This window comes from Lacrimispora brassicae, from assembly GCF_054772055.1.
In genome coordinates this window covers 15,475-36,433 of the sequence record NZ_BRYH01000006.1, presented here as the reverse complement: position 1 = coordinate 36,433, position 20,959 = coordinate 15,475, and the positions used below count along the sequence as shown (strand labels likewise).

The following is a 20,959-nucleotide window of genomic DNA, read 5'->3' as shown; positions in this document are numbered from 1 at the left end:
TATTCAAGAAGCAAATTTTAATACTCCTGAACAAGCTCGCATGTAAATTTAAAAATTTACATCCTAATTAATTTCATGGCGCCACTTCATAAAGTTTCTTCTTGAATTGATGATAAATATCCATTTCTTCAAGGCAGCTCATACTGCCCAGTTTGATGGCTGGCTTTGTTTTCCCATGAAAATCGCTACCCATCGTTTTCAGTAAATGAAATTTTTCCGCCTGCTCATTATAAAAAGCAACCATGTTTTCATCATGATAACTGCTGTATACTTCCATCCCATCAACACCACAAGCAACAATGCCTTCCAGAATCTTCTGATTCTGCCCGATATTAATCCCTGGATGAGCAAGAACAGCTAGGCCTCTTGCTTTTCTAATCAATTGTATGGCTTCGTTCAGTCCAATAAATTGAACAGGTACATAAGCTGGCTTCCCTTGGGAGCAAAAATCCCAATAAAAATTTACATAAGGATTATCACTACGCTTCCCGTTATTTCTATATGGTTCCAGAAGGGGATTGTTTTGATTTCTTTTATCCTCAAGAGCGGCTTCAGCAATCATTTCACCCGTCACTACACCTTCTATGGCAAAATCTAAAACTTTCTCTATATCAAAATAAATTCCTAAATCAAGTACTAGGTTTATAAGTTTTGAAGAAGCATCTTGTTCTTTCTTTAAGATATCCATTTCATTTTTTTCAAATTCAGATAATGTTGGATCAATCCCATATCCTAAAAGATGCAGATTAACTCCTTCAAATTGACAATCAAGCTCAATAGCACAAATAAATTCAATACCTAATTCATTTGCCGATTTCTGAGCCTTTGCTATCCCTCGTACGGAATTATGGTCAGCTAATGCAACTGTCTTTAAACCATGTTGTTTACATAACTGCATGAGTTGTGAGGGCGTGTACTCACCATCGTTACTAATATTTGAATGCATATGTAAATCCAACTGATTAACCATTTCAATCCCTCCTTGCTACGATTTTATTAATTTTCTTACTGCTCACACACATCACTATGAGTAACTCCATAATGAATATGGGATCTGCCCTGATAAATACAATATAGATAATGCCGCCATGGCATCTCTTTTCTTATCGTTGCCATTTTGGTTCCAATGGTTTTAATGAGATTTGTTTAATACCCTCTGCAAAATCTTGGCCAAAGTCACTTAATACAATAATGTCAGGCATCACTTCTGACTTGATCGTTTTTTTACAATCCTCAATAATGAGATCAATCGCTACTTCGGTAAAATTTTCTCTGTAAATGACGAGGATATCTGGATTTAAAAGACAGGTGAACGTGATGATTAATTTCTTAAGTGCCACTGAAATATTTTCCAAAACATATGCTGGATTCTTCCAATCAAATCCATCTGGAAGAAATTTAGCTTCACCTACAAAGCCATCTTTTCCTTTGTACATATCACCGTTGATAAAAATACCTGCACCTAAAGGATATTTCTCTGGTATATAAATGCCAACAACGCTTTTATCGTCGCATTGATTAGAAGTACAATATCCCAATACCGCTGCGTTAACGTCATTTTCAAAGATTACAGGTATTTGAAATTGATTTCTCAAATGTTCTACAAGGGATTTCCCTTCAAGAGAAATATAATCACTGAGCTCCATCTTTCCTCTGATTTCTTGTCCTGGCATACCAATGCCTATCAATTTAATATTAGGATATTTTTTCAGCATCTTCTCGATTGTCAAATCGAAACTATGTTCTGATATTTCATCTAAGACAATCTCGTTACCTTCAATCACTTCCCCGTATAGATTGACAACCGAAACATGGGTTAAATCCTTCATTTCATACTCATTTGTATAAATGACTAACGCCATACTGTATTCCTCATTAAAGGAATAGATAGCTGCTGGCCTGCCACCACTGGACACTTCTAGGTCATCAACAAGAATCTCTCCATTTCCCAAAAGCACTTCAACAAGTGAATTAATTGTTACCACGCTTAATCCCGTCAAATTTGCCAACTGCGGTTTTGTTGCTTTTTTATTTTCTTTTATCACCCTTCTAACCGTGTCTAAATTGATTTGTTTCATTAAATTGACATTCCCTACAGCCATACTGCTCTCCTTTATTAAACACACTTTATAAAGCGTCTTTACTATATCAGACATGCAGCTATCTGTCAAGGTGATTACATAGAAATGCTATTCATACACTTTTTTATAAAACCGCTTGTCTGTTCTGCATTAAACAGAAGCTTATAACCAAATTTCTCGTAGAAATGTTTAGCTCTATCAAAGCAGATATGTAAGGGAAACTATAAATAAAGGTACATCCTCATAATTGAAAATGTACCTTCATTTTTTGTCCTTGATTTTCACCAAGGCCCTGGCCTCCTGTTGTCAAGATATAAATGCCACTTCTTTTTTCAACAAAAAGTGCCGCAAAGCACATTAAGTGCATGTTAACCGAAAAAACATCAGTCACGTACTCTCGCATTGCGACACTTTTACTTCATTAATTTTCTGCAAATATTTTAAGAGTTACAGCTCTCTGGCAAGCTCGTATGAATTCCAGATGGAATACATGATATTATGTACCTTCTGAGAATCTCCAATATTGTGGACAGGTATATCCATATCTTTAAGTTCATTATACAATGCATGATTCTCGCGGTAGCCGATGGCTGAAATAACCGTATCCGCCGGGAATGAACATTCTCCTTCCGGAGTTTCCGCTGTCACCTTGCCCCCCTCAATACTCTTTACAGTGCTGCTTGTATAGATATCCACCTTCTGGAATGCCAGCAGATCCACAAGCATATCATGATTCATATGCGGTAGTGCGCCGTGACCGCCCAAAATGTCTTTCAGCATTTCGATGACTGTAACCTTGGAACCGTTCTGTGCAAGCCATAGAGCAGTTTCGCATCCAACCAGTCCACCGCCGATCACTACGACATTTTTTCCTGCCTCTGCTTTTCCAAGAAGGATATCATCTGCGGTAGTCACAAAAGTCTCCGATCCAAACTTGCTCTGAATCGGCTTCGAACCGGTTGCCGTAATGATTTCATCCGGCTTGTAATTGGAGATATTATCCGCAGTGATCTCACAGTTCATCTCGACTTCCACATTCAGAAGCTCAAGCTGTCTCTGATACCACTTGACCAGGGCTCTGTCATAGCGTTTGAAATGAGGAACACTTCCCGGAATCAAATTTCCTCCAAGGCTGCCGCTCTTTTCACATAGAGTAACGCGGTGTCCCCTTTCAGCCAGTACTCTTGCCGCTTCCATTCCTGCGCTCACATCCTTTCTGATCCGAATCAATCGGGGTGTGATTATCGACTGGTGTCTCAACGATTATTCCTACGATCTGATGAAACAGGCAGAAAAGGATCTGTTATTCGTCCTGGACAAACTGACAGCACCTTTATCCATCTAACACGACCATCAAAGAGCTCTGACCGCTTTTTATGCAGCACAAGCGAGAAAAACACCTTTTTGAGGGCAGCATTATCCTCATGAGCATTCTGGAAGAACCGGACAAGCTACCACATACTTAAATCTGATTTGAATGCTATATGATCTCACAGAATAACATTTGCAATCTGTCACTTACGGTTTATCTATAGCCATGTTGATACAAGAACAAAATATACTTTTAAAGTGAGCCAGAAACTAACAAGAAGTTAATTTCTGGCCACTTTTTGAAACAAATTCAAATTATTTTAACTTAATCCCATCTCATCACAGACAGATTGAGCCATTTTTCTGACTTTGCTATTTTCGTTTTTACAGGCAGCAAGAATAGCTGGTTTATATTTTTCCTGATAGTTATTGCGCATAAAGCATAGTACATTCACTTTCCATTTCCAGCTATCTTCTGGCGTTAAATAAAAAAACTTTGGCTGTATCTTTTCTTTGTAAAAGCTTTCGTCCATATTTAAAATGTTTTCCAGTGTAAGTGAAGGAGCCAGCTCGGACAGTCCGGGAAATTCCTCGTACTCCTGCCATTTTCCCCTGTTCATAGGGCATACATCCTGACAAATATCACAGCCGTAAATAAAGCTTTTAAAATTTCTGGAAAGGGGATCTTGTACCAGGTCACGCCCTCCAAATGTTGTCAAAAAGGAAACGCATGAATTTGGCAGCATTGTGTAAGGCTCAGAAAGTGAGTGGGTAGGACATGCTGCAATACAGCGGTTACAGTTCTTCGGGCATGGTGGCAAATTTGTTGTTTCACGTAAATTCATTTCCCTGTCTGTTAACCACGCTCCGAGGTACACCCATGAACCAGACTCCGTATAAAAAAAATTGTTTCGCCGGACAATACCCAATCCTGCCTGCATAGCTGCCCATCGCAGGCCAACCAATCCAAATTTTGAATCTGAATCAATTCTAATACCGAGTTCCTGTAAATATTGATCCATATCCAATTTGCTCTGATATTCTTTTGTATTGACATCAATGCGTGTGTCAGTCAAATAATGTTTTCCAATATGATTCTTTATTGATTCAGGTATTCTATATTTCCCATACCTTGATACTACTACAATGATAGATTTGGCCCACGGATATTCTTCCTTAAGATCGGCAAGCCATCCGTGTTTTTTTCGATAGAATTGTTCAGACGCTGGCGCTTTCTGAATGCGTTCCTCAACTTTCTCCCCATAACCCTCCATTGCCTGAACGGGAATGATACCACACTTTTCATAACCTAACTCATAGGCTTTGTTTTGAATCATCTTCTCTGTACTATTCAAAATTGATTTTTCTCACTTTCCTTTGGCTCTTTCAATGTGAGCTTATTTGTATTTAGTTTGAATGGATCGAACCACACCGTCTATCCTACGGTTCAGCAAATTACAGGGAACATTGCTTAATATCGTTATGAACCGACGTAATTGCGCCCTAATCCAAGTCAGTAATTGAATCAGCAATACATATAGTGTATATACACTATATGCGTAAAAAACTTACGATTCAAGTTCCTCAATTTTACGAAGCAGTAGATTTAATTCAGACAAATCTTCTTTTCCAAGATACTGCTCAATGTAATCTTGTGCTTCCATCCATAGAGCGGTAGCTTTAGCCAAAGTTTCCTTTCCGTATTCTGATAATACAAGCTGTCGATTTCGAGTACCTTCTTTTGCAATATCCGAGATCAACTCCCTTTGTTCAAGAGGCTTTAGGCTCCGAACCAGTGTAGTCCTATCTAATCTAACATTAGCAGCAAGGTCACTAACATTTACCGGCTGCGTACGGGATATTGTTTTTAATATGAGGTATTGGCTTATTTTGATTCCGCTGGACTCGAGATATTTATCATAAACTTTTGTAATTGCCTGAGAAGCTCTACGTAATTTTAAGCAATTACAGATAATATCGCTTTTTTGTGCTGTAATTATTTTATCCATATTATCCTCGTCATCTAGAATATGTGGCACACATCGTGTATGTACACTCTAATATTATAACATTGTTGCTACAATGTCAATGTTGCAAATAGATTCAGACAGTCAAATCATGCTACTATCCCCAATATTTTGAGGAAGTTGCAAAACAGCCGGATATGATGATTTTGGATTTGGGTTTGCAGGATATGGACGGTATTAACTTTTAATATCACCATTTTTATAAAAATCATCCTCAGTAAACTCATTTCTTTATCATTGACTTTTTCCTTTTCCTTTCCTTATAATGTTTAGTAATATAGACTTGAATTTATTCTATTAAATAACATATCAACACAATATCCTTTTCAGATTGGAGTCAATTATGACAGAACGTGAACTTGAAATTCTAAAAATAATTAAACAGAATCCTATGATTTCTCAAAATGAGCTTGCCTATGCACTCTGTATCACACGTTCAGGTGCTGCCGCACATATCCACAATTTAATAAAGAAGGGCTATATTAAAGGAAAGGGGTATGTATTAAGTGAACCTCGCTTTGTGACTGTTGTAGGTGGGATCAATATTGATATTATGGGAGTTTCCAAGAGCCGTCTCATTCGTGACAACTCAAATCCGGGCAAAATTTATAATCTGCTGGGCGGTGCCGGAAGAAACATTTCATTAACACTGACTAAACTTGATGTACCAAATTATTTCATTTCTGTTTTTGGAGATGACATAAATGGAGATAAGTTTGTGGAGGATTCAATCGAACATAATATGGATATTCAGTACTGTGAAAGGATTACTGGTATCGCAACATCCTCCTTTCTATATATAGATGATTCTGATGGAAGTAGAATCATGGGAATTGATGACATGGATATTTATCAACAGATGACACCTGCATTTATTGAAAAAAATTTAGAACGAATTAATCATTCCGAATATTGCATCATTGACACAAATCTTCCAAAAGAAACTATTGATTACATCTGTAAGAAGGTAACTGTCCCATTGATTGTAAAAACCGTATCCATGAATAAAAATCATCGTTTTATCCATAATCTTGATAAAATTAAGTTTCTCATTACTTCTCAAAATGAATTAGCTCAAATGGTTTCCGAACTAAAAAAACCTTATACAAATCTAGATGCTGCCGCTGATACGTTATTAAATCAGGGGTTGGAAAATATTATTGTATTTTCAATGCGTAAAGGATTATTTTACAAAAGTTCAAATACAAAATATATCTTTAACACCGGGCAGCATATAATTGTCAATCCTGTTGGAGCAGGTTCCACTCTTACTGGTGCTCTTGTATGGGGACTGCAAAAGAATATCAAATTAGAAGATACATTGAAATATGCATATACTGCTGCTTGCATGACTATGGAAGAAAAAGAATCAGTTAATCCCTATTTATCAAATGATGCTTTATTTGAAAAAAAACAGCAGTATTTTCAACAAGGTATAACTTTTTAAAGCATTATATCATAAAAAGTGGACTGGTCACCAAGGCTTTATTATGGTAAGAGAATATGACCGAAGGAAAAAGAAGCATCATTTAACAACTGCTGGACAAGTATGATATTGATTCGGCCCAGGACATTCAATGTCCTAAAGACCTGCTTGGGGTCTTAGGATCGAAAATCTACTTTTGAACCGTAAGTCGTAAAGAAACGTCAAAAGGATATTTATGATATCGATCACTACATGATTTTACAATCTCCATGAATCGCTGTAAAGGTCAATTCTCTTGCCTTTACAACGATTCATGAAGTTTAGTTATACTTCCTTCTAAAGTCCGGACTACATTTATTCCTCCAGAAGTGTCAATGGCACTTCCACCTCCAAAGCCAACTATACAGTCAGTTCGGCGGCTGCCTTATCAGCTCTTTTACAGAATTCCACTACTTTGGGAATATCTTTTTCCATAATACCATCATTGTATTTGTAACTCGTCTTTGTTAATGAATCTACACCATATGGTTTTACCTGCTTAATACACGCTTCTACATTATCCGGGCCAAGTCCTCCCGCAATAATTACTGGGATGTCTACAGCTTTTACGATTTCTGCATCAATATTCCAATCATGTGTTAATCCACTTGCTCCGATTCCAGTATCTGCTGCAAGTCCGGAATCCGTCAAAATAAAATCACAGAACTTTGCATATTCTTTTGCCTTTTCAATCGCTTTCGGCCCATCTACCAGTACCGCCTGCATCAGCTTAACTCCAGGACACTCTTTATGTAGCCTCTCTGCGAATGCCGCATCTGCAGTATATTCCATTCCTGCTACATGAAGGATATCCGGCTTTACACGCTTTGTAATAAAGATCATTTCATCTGGGTCTTTCTGTAACATAATTGCAACACATTTTACGCCACGTTTTTTAGCTTCATTAAAAATTTTATCTACTACATCAAACGGGACTCTATGAGCCGGAACCCCACCACTTTGCATCGGTACTAAACCAATATGGTCAGCACCCGCATCCATTGTTGCCACACTCTCGTTGTAGTTTACTAAAGAATAAATTTGTTTTATCATAATTTTCTCCTTCTTTCTGATTTTTAAATGTGTTTGCTCTCTTGAGCACAGCTTCTACACTGAGTTTTGTAGATACAGATTCAGCTACTTCAACAGTTAAACTTGCTGCCGCCTGTGCCAATTCTCCAACTCTACGTAAGGAAACACTTTCCTTATAGAAGAATCTGGCCCATACAATTGTGGCCATGCTGCAATCACCTGCACCATTTACACTTGTAATATTAGATGGAAAAATAGGAACTAAAATAGTTTCTCCATTACCGGAACATAGAATTCCTTTTGCACCAAGAGAAATAAAAACATTTTTCACTCCCATTTTATTTAATAAACCTGCTGCTCTATTTGCTGTTTCTTCGTCTGTAATCTTAATACCTGTCAGAAGTTCTGCTTCCAGTTCATTTGGTTTAAATGTATCTATCTTTTCCAAGATATCTTGAAATCTTGACGCCTTGGCAGTTGATACCGGATCCGCAAAAATCGGAACTGTACAATGATCTGCCAACCATCTTATTGATTTTGCCGATACATTTCCATCAATTACACACAATGTTGCTCCATTAATAAAGTCAATTCTTTCCTGCAGGAATTTTGGAGTCATATTTTCTGTAATACTCATATCATTGACCGCAGCTACCATGTCTCCTTTGTTATCTGCCACATAAAGATATGTTGAACTTTTTTTTCCAATAATACACTCTGCATAATCCAAATAAATACTATTTTTTCCGCATTCTTGAGTAAGAATATTACCAAAATGGTCATTTCCATATACTGTAATCAGGTATGTGGGTACATTAAGTCTGGTTAAATTCTGTGCTATGTTCTGTCCGACTCCGCCAACTGTCATTTCAATTTCACCAATATTGGAATCCCTTGGTCTATAAACATCTCCAGATAATCCGGCCAAGTCTAAATTCATCCCCCCGATAACTACTATATATTTCTTGGTTTCCATTTTTCACCTCCTGTACTTTATAGGTGTATTATATGTCAAGCCTTCTTTCGTTACAACAAATATTTATAATTTAAACTTTTGTTTATTTTTTTATTGAGTTATTTATCTTTCAATTATCATACTCTTTTAATAAAGTTCCTATTTATTATAGCTAATTTGGGAAATATGACTTTTTATTACTACCGATTTTTTAAACATTAGTTTACCATCTAATCTTTAATCGAATTATACTTAAGGTTATGATATCCCCGAAGTATATATTATTTAAGGAGGAAAATTGATGTATAATACTATTTTATTAGATGTAGATGGAACTATCTTAGATAGTCAGAAAATACTACTTTCAGCTTTCAAAAGTGCCTTAAGAAATTATTGGTTTAGATAAAGCCTTGAATACTTAGAATCACTTATTGGCATGAAGGAAGAGGAGGTCGAAGAAATCTTCAAACGTAAACTGATATCCTCACTTCGTCTCTCCACACTGTTTCACTACGATTTTGCTTGAAACATTAATCCTCTTCTTCTACTTCCCATTCGTCTTCCCATTTCATTACTCTTGAAAAGAAATTACTATTCTCGTCAAGATATCTGGTTGCAAATTCATCGCAATCTTCTTCGCTTCCTTTAATATTTTTATTATTATGATAAGCGTGTCGCAATTCATGTAATAATGCATGAATAGAATACAACTGGGAACTATGAAAATCGTTATATTCATCATGAGCAAATACATACACTATAACTGTTTTACTAGTTGGCAAATAATTGCCTTCAATTTTTCCGCGTATAATTTCTATCCAACCAAATGGATTAATTCGGATCACTCCATACTTTAGTAAATCGTGTCTAGTTTCAATAATATATAATTTATTAATTTCATACTCTGCTCCCAGACTGTTTAATATCTTAAGCAACTGCTTATTGGTAAAATAGTTTTGATTATTATAAATATTCATATACTGGCTCCGATCTAAAACAAAATTTTTGCTTGCGATATAAAACATAATAAGGCCCAAATAAATATTTAGCAAGCCCGCTTATCGTAGTTACTAAGTGCATTGCCATTTTCTGAATAGTCTCTCTTTCACAAACTCAGACAATCTAATCAGTTCGTGGAAAATATCGTCTGTATTTGGAATCACTTATATTCAACTCGTTAAATCCTATTACCCCCTGGCTGAAACCGGAAGGTCATTCTTAGGATCTACAGGAACACTTCCGTACCGCACAAATATATGCGATCTACTTTTAATTCTTCATATCTATAATAACTATCCCTGATATTTAATTAGACTGCTCTATTTAGTGTTCTCACTATAGAACTTGAGAGCTTCCCCTATAAATTTTGTCGCGCCCTTACCATACTTTTTATCATGTACTTTCGTGCACTTTGTTAAATAGAGGTCTGCCATCATACCCCAGTAGTTTTCTCCCATGTCCATCTTGACAATTTTACTATGCCCCTTGACCATATCATCCATTTCTTTTACGATCTCCTGAATATCTGGCGAAGAATGATTTTTACTTAAATCAGATGTTAAGCGTTCCATTAATTGATCCGTTTGAGCCATATAAACATCTGCATTCTCTTTGATTATCTGAAACCCCTCCATAATCAGCGGCAGATTATTGAGGTTGTTTTTTATAGCTTCGGTGTATTTTTCGATACTGCCAAACTGCTTAATTGCCATTTTGGCTCCTTCAAGCTCTTTTGATTTCATTGTTTCAATAATCTTGCCGAATTCCTCTATACTGCCATAATACTTGACAACTTCATTCTCATGTTCCTGCTTAAATGTTTCCAGTACATTAAAATATTCACTCATATCAAATTCTTTAAAACTCATTGCGCTGCCGCCTTTCAATTTTTTCTCAATAAGTGCGATTAGCTCATTCAGCCTATCTCGTTTCAGCGAAAGCAACTCTTTTTGCTTATGGAGCATCTGTACTTTATCGTACTGTGAACTTTCTAAAATTTCTTTCATATTTTTTAATGGAATGTCCAATTCTTTGAAAAAAAGTATTTGTTGCAACGTTTCAAGTGAATTATCGCCGTATAACCTATAGCCCGCTTCTGTTACTGAGCTAGGCTTTAGCAGGCCAATCTTATCGTAATAGTGCAGCATACGAACACTGATACCCGTTAAATCCGAAACCTGTTTAATTGTTCTCATCTCTATATGTACCTCCTGTCCGTATGGTTTTATAATACACTATGACATGGTGTCATGGTCAATACTTTTGAAAAAGAAATTTTATACATTAAATTGGCCGCGAAAAAGCGGTGGCGTTACTTTCCCACAGTCCTCTGTTCACAGCACCTGGAACGATTTTCAATGTCATACTTACGGTACTTCCATAATTATGTAGTATAGATAATTCTATTTTTGCGAATTTAAGGCAATAAAAAGGCTGCGTTTTTCAATTCCGAAAAACACAGCCTCTATTTTTATAGCAGAAAAATTTTTAAATCCTTTTCACTTGAAGTTTCTGACCATGGAATCAAAACCATAGTTGCTTTCTACTGGCAAATCAATTGGAGCATCCGAGCGGCTTTTCCTCACTGATAAAAGAAGATTGAAAATCATAAGGCATAAACCTGCCATCGTAATAGAGGAATTGATGGATTTCTTGGAGATTAGGAAACATGTATAAGACAACTCCTTTCATTTAGTGGTAATGTAGTAACATATCAATTATCTTATAATATGTAAAGCACCTGCCTTAGTGAGTGTAATTATCTACATGCACAAAAATATGCTCCCTCCTAAGTGACAAGCTTTTATTATTTCACTTGTCAACCTAGAAGAGAGCATATCAGATTTCACAACAGTCCATTTATACAGTCAATCGGATATTCGCAATCCGCGCCCCTGCTTGATGAGGTTAAATTTACTCCGCCAAAGCCTTAATTTCCTGATACTTCTTATGATCCGTATATAATTCTCCGGTATATGGATTTCTCTTTGTCTTATGTATTCTGTGAATCATATAGACAAATACTCCTATATTTGCAAGAAGAGCCAGCAAACTCATAACAAATAAAAAAGTAGTATCCGGTGATACACCTGCCACCGGTTGGATTCCTGTTCCGGTCAATACCGTATATCCGTCAGGGGAAAGCATTCCTTCCCGTATCGCTGCTTCTGCAATAGCCTTACTGGATCGGGAATGCACCAGAAAACTGCTGGCATCCTGAAATACCGGAAACGTCTGGGCAAACATACACCACAGTGCCAGCGTCTGGGCACGATGCTGCAGCCATGCCCCCTTACCCACTGTAAATGCACAAATTGTGGGGGCCAGTAAAAGTGCTAATCCGCAATACCATGCATGAGTCGGCAGGCAGTTATAGGTATAAGCAAAATTCCATAAATCATAGGCGATAATCCAGAACCACATCATATCAGGCCAAAGCATATCCTGGCTTTTATCCTTACTGGTCTTCTTTCGAATACAGATTCCAAACCAGCCTGTAATGGTCACAATATTTAAAAGACCTGCAATCCCGTTCATGACATTCCATGAACCGCCGATATAGTACTGAACCTGATTGTTCATATACTCCATAACCGGTGTCACATACTGGCTTACTTCAAAATCCCGGAAACAGGCTTCCAGGATATTGATAGCCAGTATTAACGGCGGGAAACACAACGCAATTTTATTATGCTGCAGCTTTTTCATATGGCGGATACACCAAAAACCAATACACCCCGCCGTAGAAGAGTAAACCTTTGCCAGATGAAACCAGTCCATATAAGAAGTATCCTTTAACGTCGTCACCCATAAAACTGTTAAAACAACCGGAAGCACAACAAAGCAGCCAAACCCCACCCATTTAAAACGACGGCTCAATTCATTTGCAGCAAACAGCGATAAAAACACCCCAAGCCATACCAGTAAAACCAATATTGTCGGAACACTTTCTGAAAACACAAACATACCCATTCCTCCTTGTTTAATACGCTTCTATTTCTTTAATATTAAATTCATGAGAACGTTCTGGCATTTACCTTTTCTTTTAAATGACGATTTCTTCTTCCACAGCCTCCGCCAATTCATCGTTAGAATCCTTTAGTTACACACGATCTCCTTTATTATCATGTCATCGCCCTCCAGGATTTCCATATCCATATTGCCGCAGTCAGGACAATTTAAATCACTGTAAACGGCATTAAATACCCTGCCGCAGCCTTTACATTTAACAATACCGGGAATGACGATAAGCTCCAGCTCTGTTTTTTCCATAAAAGTCTTATAGGAGGCAGCGGGCCAGCTTTGCTCTAAGTATCTGGGCACGATACCGGAAAGCTCGCCAACTTCGATGACAAGCTTGTGGACCTTTGTTACATTCTGCTCCTTTACGATGCGCTCAATGGTGTGGACCATAGAGTTTAATACACCAAGCTCATGCATGGTTCCCTCTCCTTTTCCCGTCAGCTTCTTCTGCCAACGCTTTCTTTGAGGGTGGTTGCAGCAATCTTTCCGGTACGTACAATTGCGTTGGCGGCAATCTTGACAGGAAGTTTTTCATAGGTATTGGGCACCGTGTTATAAGTGCGCTCCAGTTGAATTGCATCAAATTTACATTTGGTCGTACACATGCCGCAGCCAATACACATATAACTGTCGATTTCTACCGCACCGCAGCCAAGACAGCGTTCCGTCTCTTTCTTTAACTGTTCCTCAGTGAAGGTCAGCCGTTCATCATAGAAGCTGCCTTTTTTCTCAGGAGAATGGCCTGGTTTCTGGCGGGGAGTCCTATCAAAATCCTGTACATCGAAAGCAACGTTGTTCTTATCAAAAGCATGGTATTCCCGGCGGTCACGGCCAAATACAAGAGACTGTCCCGGCTGTACATAACGGTGAATCGAGATTGCCCCTTCTTTTCCGGCTGCAATGGCATGGATAGCAAATTGAGGTCCGGTAAAACAGTCACCGCCGACAAAAACGTCCGGTTCCGAAGTCTGTAAGGTCAGACTGTCAGCTTTGGCAGTACCCCCGCGTCCAAGCTCAACCTTGCTTTCTGAGAGAAGTCCGCCCCACTCAATGGTCTGGCCAATGGAAAGCAGTACGGTATCAGCTTCCACAGTGATGGTATCATTTTCATCATACTTTGGAGCGAAACGTTGGTCTGCATCGAATACGCTGATGCAGCGCTTAAATTCCACACCGGTCACCTTTCCATCTTCTGTCAGGATTCGCTTAGGACCCCACCCATTATGAAAGGAAACTTTATCTTCCTCAGCCTCTGCAATCTCATCCGGTAATGCCGGCATTTCACTGAGACTTTCCAGGCAATAAAGATTAACAGCAGCAGCGCCCTGTCTTACCCCTGTACGGGCTACGTCAATTGCAACATTTCCGCCGCCGATCACAACTACATTACCGGAAAGCTCTGCCTTTCTTCCAAGGTTTACATTGCGAAGGAAATCAACGCCGGAGATCACACCCTCAGCTTCTTCCCCTTCAATGCCAAGGCTTCTGCCGCCCTGTGCGCCGATTGCCAGATAAAAGGCTTCATAACCTTCTTTCCGAAGTTCATTAAGAGTAATATCTTTTCCGACTTCCATTCCGGTTTTAAAGGTAACCCCCATTTCACCCAGAACGTCAATTTCAGCATTAAGAACCTCTTTTTCCAGGCGGAAGGAGGGAATACCAAGGGTTAGCATACCACCAAGTTTTTCTTCCTTTTCAAATACTGTCACCTGATAACCATCAATTGCCAGGTAATATGCACAGGAAAGACCGGAAGGACCGGAGCCTACTACTGCGATTTTATTTCCAAGGTGATAACGCATGGGCGGGATATAGCGGATCGAACCATCCAGCTCTTTATCCGCAATAAACTTTTTGATTTCGTCGATGGAAACCGGTTCATCAATATCTCCGCGGGTACATTCGCTTTCACAGCCATGAGGACAGATCCGTCCGCAGACAGCAGGGAAAGGATTTTCTTTCTTTATCAGCTCCAATGCTTCATGGTAGCGGCCGGAAGCAGCAAGCTTTATGTAACCTTGTACGGAAATATGAGCAGGGCAGGCAGTTTTACAAGGAGATGTGCCTTCTTCAGTAACATCTTTACGGTTCTCCCGGTAATCCACATTCCAGTTGCTTTCTTTCCAGACATGGTCACGTGCGGTAGGTTCTGCCTTTATGGCAACAGGTGTTTTGGAACAGAGTTTTTGGCCAAGTTTTAAAGCATTAACAGGACAATTTTCCACACACTGTCCGCAGGCTACACAGTTTTCCTTTTTTACCTTGGCAGTGAAGTTGGAACGTATGGAATCTGGAGTATTAAAAAGTGTCGCAAGACGCAAGGAAAAGCAGGAGCAGCCACAGCAGTTGCAGATTGCCGCTGATTCACCAAGTCCGTCGGTATGGGGCATTTCATGCATCAGGCCGTTATTCTCTGCAAATTTAATAATTTCTTTTGCTTCTTCCCGTGAAATCTGGCGGCCTCTGCCTGTTCTTATATAATATTCGGCACCTTCGCCCATCTGGATACAGATGTCTTTTTCCAAATGACCGCAGCCCTCATCCAGTACACGCCGTGACTGGCGGCAGGAGCAGTCAGATACCGTAAACGTATCATATTTATCCAGGTAATAGGAAAGGCGTTCCCAGGGTTTTGTACCTGGGATATCCTCGATGGCCTCTTCCACAGGAATGACACGCATCATTGCCATGCCTTGAGGGAATTTTGCTGCCATAGGCGCAAGACGCAGTCTGGTATATTCTTCAAAGGCTTTACCGATTTCAGGATGTTCGTTAAGCTGTTCCCGGTTATTTACCATCATTTCTAACATACCGGGGGCAAATATATTCACAAAAAACCGTTCTTTATGATCCTCCTTATCCTTCCATACTTTGGCGACACCTGTGTAGGTTAGCTGCTCTAAGATGGCCTTTGTCTCTTCTGCACTCTTTCCGGAACGCTTAGCGACATACTCGAAGGTACGGGGTTTACGCAGCCCGATTATCATAGCAATATCAGCCATGTCATCTGTTACAACACAGTTTAGAGAATAGTATTCGGGAGAATTTTCATCGATTTTGTTCATGGCTCCGGCAATACCGCCTACCATTTTTGCCAGTCTTACAATTTTAGGTCTTAACTCACTCATAATTTCCTTTCCCGCGCTTGTTTGCGCATTTGAAGTTTATGAATACCTTTTTATGACAGTTATACGTTTGTTATTCACACCAAGATTTTACTGCATTGCTTAACCAGTCGGTCCATTCCTTTATACCTTCATCTTTTAGAGCACTGATGGGAATGATAATAGCGTTGGGATTACGAAGACGAATATTCGCTTTGCATTTTTCCATATCAAAATTAAAATACGGCATTACATCCATCTTGTTGATCAGTACCACATCGCAAATAGAGAACATCAGCGGATATTTAAGAGGCTTGTCGTCTCCTTCCGGTACGGAGAGAATCATAGCATTTTTTACTGCGCCGGTGTCAAATTCTGCAGGACAGACCAGGTTGCCCACATTTTCTAATATTACAAGGTCAAGACCGTCTGTATCAAGACCCTCTAATCCCTGGCGGGTCATTTCCGCATCCAGATGGCACATACCGCCGGTATGAAGCTGGATAGCCTTTGCACCAGTTTGCTGAATGGTACGGGCATCCACGTCAGAATCAATATCCGCTTCCATAACACCAATAGTAAAGTCGTTCTTTAGGGCATGAATCGTACGGGTCAGGGTAGTGGTCTTACCGGCACCGGGACTGGACATCAGATTAAGAAGAAAGACCTTCTTATCCTTTAATTCTTCACGAAGCTTTCCAGCTTGTATGTTGTTGTCAGCAAAGACACTTGTTTTTATCTCAAGAACTTTAAAATCTTCCATGTGTCACGCTCCTTTCTTTCCATTCTCTTTTCTGTCATCTGTTGCCTTAAAATCACTTTTTGGCATTCTCCTTTTCTTCGAAGGTCTTTCAACCTTCAAGATGCAGGAATATTTTCCATAAGTGTTCTGGTTCAGCCAGATGAATTGCCTGGTTTATTTTTTAACAATATTATTATAAAATATTCTATGAAAACTAGCAATAATGTAAAAAATAATCGTCATTATTACATATTTATTTGTTGAATTTTTGTAAGAATGTATGATAAAATAGTGTTGATTTCTGGTATGACCAGAGCCAGAACAAGGGGGAGAAAACATGGAATTTCAGAAACTTAGCGCTTTGAGCTTAAAAGAAATGTTTATTTGTCAGATTCGTGACATGATTTTATCAGGGCATATCCCGGTTGGAAGCAAATTACCTGCTGAAAGGGAGATTGCCAGGCAGATGCAGGTTAGCCGTGCAGTGGTTAACAGTGGGTTTGCAGAACTTGAAAAACAGGGTTTTTTAGAAGTGCATCCAAGGCAGGGGGTGTTTGTAGCAGATTACGGCAAGAACGGAAATATCAATACCTTAAATGCCATTATGGAATATCACGGAGATACCCTTGGACAAGCAGAAATTTACTCAATACTTGAAGTACGCCGGGCATTGGAACATCTTGCAACGGATTCGATTATAAAGAATTCCTCGAATGAGGATATTCTTGGATTGGAAGGATTATTAGAGGAAGTTGCAGATGCAAAATCGATTGAGGAAACGGTCTCAGCCACCTTTTCTTTTCATCACAAACTTTCCGTTATCAGCGGAAACAGTATTATACCTTTAATTTACATATCTTTTAAACCTGTTGTAACACAGCTTTGGAAGCGTTTTTGTATGCGTTACGGGAAAGAGGCACTGTACGACAGCGTACTTTGTTTATATAAATGCATCAAAGATCGTGATGCAGAGGCGGCAAGAAGATGTACTGATAAACAACTGGATGAGGCCTTGGAAGGTGGGCATCAGATATATTAAGTGATGATAAAACAAAAGGGTTCGGTGCAGAATGATACAAAAACTCTCTATCGTGTGAAAATGGCATTACTCTCTAGAGTAAAAGTATTATAATCGCCCTTTTGAGATATCATAGGGAATCACCACTTTTTCGTACTGGTAGTGCCCTGCATCCACAGTCATACGGCACATTGTGATTTCCAAATCAAAACGCCGTTTACCGCAGCTACCGGGATTGAGAAACAGTACCCCCTTAATAATTTCAGCAGAATATTTGTGGGAGTGACCATAGACCACCACGTCCACATTTGTTAAGTATTTGGGGACATCTTTCTTGTTATGAACGATGAAGAATCTCACACCTTCAATTGTAACGGTAATACTTTTAGGCAGGGCTTCTGCCCATTCTTTATCATTGTTGCCACGTACCACATAGGTCTCTCCAAGCTGTCGTATGGACTCGATAATGTGTGGTGTGTTGATATCACCAGCATGAATGGAGCAATCAGCTTCAGCAAGTTCAGCCATAACGCGCTCTCGCAGCAGACCATGAGTATCGGATAAGATTGCAATCTGTTTCATGAGTTCCTCTTTCTTAAAAATCTACTCTTGGGCAGGTCAAGCAATGGCGCAGTATACCGTTTCCATGCCCGAAGTAATTGCGCCATCCCCTAATAAACGGATTTAAGCGTTGTATTTTACTATCCTGGCTTTCATATGCTGACGTTCTGCAAGTCACTTCCCTAATTGTATCCTTCACCTTGCCCAAGGATTTAGAGCTCGGCATCATATAGGACTATTATCCTTCATTTGTAGGAGACCTCCCTGTAATAGATGATTCATGTTTCCTAATTACAAGGGCCACCTTCCTATCCAGTTATTTTAATCCGTTTTTCTAATGATTTGCTTCACCTGATTTTTTTACTATGTTTTTCTGCTATCTCCAATAATTCCTTCTCATTTACATAACGTGTTAAACACCCAATCCCTTCTACACATAATCCGCCGGTAATGTTACCAAACAATATGGCATCTTTAATGTTATGGTCATGATATAAACCATAAATAAAACCGCTTAAAAATGCATCTCCTGCTCCTGTAGCATCTACTGCTTTAATATTCTCTAAGGGCGGAATGATATGTGTAGTATCACCTTCTACAAGCATACAACCGTTCTTATCAAGCTTTATAATAACCTGATCAAAATATTTTTTCAGTTTATCCGCAGCATCCTGCAAATTCTTTGTTCCCGTAATCTCTAACGCTTCTTTTTGATTTGGCGTAAAATAATCTGCAAGTTTAAGATACTCTGAATATTTTTCTAAAGACATTCCGTCTTCCCAGCCCACATCAAAAACCAGTATTGTTCCATCCTCTTTTAACCGCTTATAAACTTCTAGAAACCCTATCTGCATATCTGCTATTTTTGCACCTTTTAGTTTATTGTATATCTTATCCTGATCTTCTTCATTAAGTGTGAAGTGATTACGGTAAGAAATAAAGGTACGATCCCTTTGTGTTGTGACTATAGAGGTTATGGCCAGGGGCATACCGTTTCCATTGTAAATATTGTGATACGATGTATTATAGTGTTCTAACTGGGCTTTTGCATAATTGGAAAACATATCATCTCCTAAGAAAGTACATAGCTCAGTAGGAATTCCAAGGCGCGCCAGGTTAATCATAGTTGCCGGAATTCCCCCACCTAACTGAACATCAAATTCCTTGGAATATATTTCTTCCCCTTCATTGGGAATTCTCTCAATTCCTGAATAAAGGATATCCACATTAATCATTCCCACTCCTGATACGTACTCCATCCTACTTCCACCCCTTAATATATTCTGCATTGATACTTAGGTATTGTTCCATTAAGGCCTTAGCCAGGGAATAAGAATTCACCAGCGGATGCAGCATGAGACAATCCACTGCTTCCTTTTTATCCCGGTTTCCAATGGCTGAAGAAGCCAGTCTTTCATAAGCCTTTACTCTTCTTATCAGCTCCATTTGAAGTTCACCCGGTTCTTCAATCTTGTGAGGAATATAACCATCTCTGGTAATGGTGCAACTGATTTCAACCACATCCGTATCCTTTAACCCTTCAATAGCCCCATTGTTGGGAACGCAAAGAATCATATCTTTTGGCTCTCCAGATAATTCTGCTTCAATATATTTTAAAGCGACTCCAGCATAGCCACCGCTATCTTTCTCATTAATATCAAACTTAAAAGGAGGTTTATGGCTTTTTATCCCCGTTTCATTAGCCATATAAGCGCTCTCTCTTTTGTCATACCATTGTTCATATACTTTTAAACAATGATCAAAGTCACCTTCTATATCCATCTTAGATAATTCCTCTGTCATATGCAGATTAATGTCTCTAATCACTTCACCTCTGGTTACTTTTGCTGCAAGAATATTGGATATGGCTTCCTCACGATAATAAAAGTAATATAAATATTCATTTAAAATACAACCCAAATGCAACGCTAATTCTTTATCAAAAAACCGCATATCAGTAGACTCATAAACACGGTCATCTGCCAGCAAATCTGCCATAATCTCTTTGCCATTTAACTGAATGCTCTTAAAGAAGGAAAGATGATTAAGTCCATAACATTCTCCTGTTATTTCATCCTGACTGACACCGTACAGTTTAGCAAAGGAATGCAGCAAACCGCTGGGTGCATCACAGATTCCATAAGTAAAATCAAATCCCATATCTCTTAAAGTCTGGGAGACTACTCCCGCAGGATTAGTAAAATTAAATACTTTTACTTCTTTTTTTGCATGTTCCTTTATTAGCTCACAGTATTTTACTAAAGCAGGAACGGAACGCATTGCAAATGAGAAGCCTGCAGCACCTGTTGTCTCCTGCCCTAACAAATCATAGGAAAGGGCTATTCTTTCATCTTTAACTCTCATGTCATCTTCTCCAACACGTATGGTAGTAATGACATAGTCGGCATCTGTGACTGCTTCAACAGGATCAGTTGTGAGAGCAAATATAAGAGAAGGATCAATTCTTTTTGCAACTTCTCTTGCCATTTTTCCATAAATATTTAACTTTTTTTCATTATTATCCATGAATACAAGATCCGTGATTCCTAATCTTTTCGCATTTTGGGACAAGCTCTTTGCAAGAAACATTGAGCGAACTCCTCCACCACCTATTACTGTAACCTTCATCCCTATTCTCCT

At 38.8% G+C, this 20,959-nt stretch carries 19 protein-coding genes; 2 read left to right on the top strand and 17 right to left on the bottom strand.

The genetic code is table 11. The features are described 5' to 3' along the window. Positions 1-73 precede the first annotated feature (73 nt). The 5 genes from ACYVD3_RS03215 to ACYVD3_RS03195 form a co-directional block, all read right to left on the bottom strand. Positions 74-970, bottom strand: coding sequence for a PHP domain-containing protein (locus tag ACYVD3_RS03215; protein ID WP_460641070.1), 897 nt, complete (start codon positions 968-970; stop codon positions 74-76). 133 nt (positions 971-1,103) lie between these two features. Continuing rightward, on the bottom strand, positions 1,104-2,102 hold the full coding sequence (locus ACYVD3_RS03210) for an ROK family protein (protein ID WP_460641069.1): 999 nt from the start codon (positions 2,100-2,102) through the stop codon (positions 1,104-1,106). Between the two features lie 426 nt (positions 2,103-2,528). After that, a complete protein-coding gene (locus tag ACYVD3_RS03205; protein WP_460641068.1) occupies positions 2,529-3,278 on the bottom strand; it encodes an FAD-dependent oxidoreductase in 750 nt (249 codons plus the stop codon). A 434-nt stretch (positions 3,279-3,712) separates the two neighbouring features. Continuing rightward, complete coding sequence (locus tag ACYVD3_RS03200; RefSeq protein ID WP_460641067.1) at positions 3,713-4,747, bottom strand: epoxyqueuosine reductase; 1,035 nt, start codon at positions 4,745-4,747, stop codon at positions 3,713-3,715. 213 nt (positions 4,748-4,960) lie between these two features. Further along, the gene (locus ACYVD3_RS03195) at positions 4,961-5,401 is read right to left on the bottom strand and encodes a MarR family winged helix-turn-helix transcriptional regulator (RefSeq protein ID WP_460641066.1); all 441 of its coding nucleotides are present in this window, start codon (positions 5,399-5,401) and stop codon (positions 4,961-4,963) included. A 361-nt stretch (positions 5,402-5,762) separates the two neighbouring features. On the opposite strand from ACYVD3_RS03195, the gene ACYVD3_RS03190 reads away from it, so the two are divergent. Continuing rightward, a complete protein-coding gene (locus ACYVD3_RS03190; protein WP_460641065.1) occupies positions 5,763-6,866 on the top strand; it encodes a PfkB family carbohydrate kinase in 1,104 nt (367 codons plus the stop codon). Between the two features lie 378 nt (positions 6,867-7,244). Here ACYVD3_RS03190 and ACYVD3_RS03185 read toward each other — a convergent pair whose 3' ends face one another. The 8 genes from ACYVD3_RS03185 to hypB all read right to left on the bottom strand — a co-directional run bounded on the left by ACYVD3_RS03185 (position 7,245) and on the right by hypB (position 16,761). Then, a complete protein-coding gene (locus ACYVD3_RS03185) occupies positions 7,245-7,937 on the bottom strand; it encodes a phosphoribosylanthranilate isomerase (protein ID WP_313152582.1) in 693 nt (230 codons plus the stop codon). Beyond that, positions 7,870-8,892 carry a carbohydrate kinase family protein gene (locus ACYVD3_RS03180; protein WP_460641064.1) on the bottom strand — a complete coding sequence of 341 codons (1,023 nt, stop codon included), beginning with the start codon at positions 8,890-8,892 and terminating at the stop codon, positions 7,870-7,872. The genes ACYVD3_RS03185 and ACYVD3_RS03180 overlap by 68 nt, the downstream gene beginning before the upstream one ends. 509 nt (positions 8,893-9,401) lie before the next feature. Then, on the bottom strand, positions 9,402-9,848 hold the full coding sequence (locus ACYVD3_RS03175) for a hypothetical protein (protein ID WP_312442954.1): 447 nt from the start codon (positions 9,846-9,848) through the stop codon (positions 9,402-9,404). 342 nt (positions 9,849-10,190) lie between these two features. Further along, the gene (locus ACYVD3_RS03170; protein WP_460641063.1) at positions 10,191-11,066 is read right to left on the bottom strand and encodes a MerR family transcriptional regulator; all 876 of its coding nucleotides are present in this window, start codon (positions 11,064-11,066) and stop codon (positions 10,191-10,193) included. A 718-nt stretch (positions 11,067-11,784) separates the two neighbouring features. Beyond that, positions 11,785-12,837 carry a DUF5692 family protein gene (locus ACYVD3_RS03165; RefSeq protein ID WP_460641062.1) on the bottom strand — a complete coding sequence of 351 codons (1,053 nt, stop codon included), beginning with the start codon at positions 12,835-12,837 and terminating at the stop codon, positions 11,785-11,787. A 132-nt stretch (positions 12,838-12,969) separates the two neighbouring features. Next, the gene (locus ACYVD3_RS03160; protein WP_460641061.1) at positions 12,970-13,311 is read right to left on the bottom strand and encodes a hydrogenase maturation nickel metallochaperone HypA; all 342 of its coding nucleotides are present in this window, start codon (positions 13,309-13,311) and stop codon (positions 12,970-12,972) included. Positions 13,312-13,331: 20 nt separating this feature from the next. Continuing rightward, on the bottom strand, positions 13,332-16,022 hold the full coding sequence (locus ACYVD3_RS03155; RefSeq protein ID WP_460641060.1) for an FAD-dependent oxidoreductase: 2,691 nt from the start codon (positions 16,020-16,022) through the stop codon (positions 13,332-13,334). Positions 16,023-16,092: 70 nt separating this feature from the next. After that, entirely contained in the window at positions 16,093-16,761 is a 669-nt protein-coding gene (hypB, locus tag ACYVD3_RS03150) for a hydrogenase nickel incorporation protein HypB (RefSeq protein ID WP_460641059.1), read from the bottom strand. Positions 16,762-17,077: 316 nt separating this feature from the next. Between hypB and ACYVD3_RS03145 the strand changes: the two genes are divergently transcribed. After that, positions 17,078-17,779 (top strand): FadR/GntR family transcriptional regulator, encoded by a 702-nt coding sequence (locus tag ACYVD3_RS03145; protein WP_460641058.1) that lies wholly within the window; start codon positions 17,078-17,080, stop codon positions 17,777-17,779. A gap of 87 nt (positions 17,780-17,866) precedes the next feature. On the opposite strand, the gene ACYVD3_RS03140 is transcribed toward ACYVD3_RS03145, so the two are convergent. The 4 genes from ACYVD3_RS03140 to ACYVD3_RS03125 form a co-directional block, all read right to left on the bottom strand. Next, positions 17,867-18,340: a metallophosphoesterase family protein gene (locus tag ACYVD3_RS03140; protein ID WP_460641057.1), complete on the bottom strand. Its 474-nt coding sequence runs from the start codon at positions 18,338-18,340 to the stop codon at positions 17,867-17,869. A 13-nt stretch (positions 18,341-18,353) separates the two neighbouring features. Beyond that, positions 18,354-18,545, bottom strand: coding sequence for a group II intron maturase-specific domain-containing protein (locus ACYVD3_RS03135; protein ID WP_460641372.1), 192 nt, complete (start codon positions 18,543-18,545; stop codon positions 18,354-18,356). Between the two features lie 121 nt (positions 18,546-18,666). Continuing rightward, positions 18,667-19,578 (bottom strand): carbohydrate kinase family protein, encoded by a 912-nt coding sequence (locus ACYVD3_RS03130; RefSeq protein ID WP_460641056.1) that lies wholly within the window; start codon positions 19,576-19,578, stop codon positions 18,667-18,669. 1 nt (position 19,579) lies between these two features. Beyond that, positions 19,580-20,947 carry a family 4 glycosyl hydrolase gene (locus ACYVD3_RS03125; protein WP_460641055.1) on the bottom strand — a complete coding sequence of 456 codons (1,368 nt, stop codon included), beginning with the start codon at positions 20,945-20,947 and terminating at the stop codon, positions 19,580-19,582. Between the last annotated feature and the right edge of the window lie 12 nt (positions 20,948-20,959).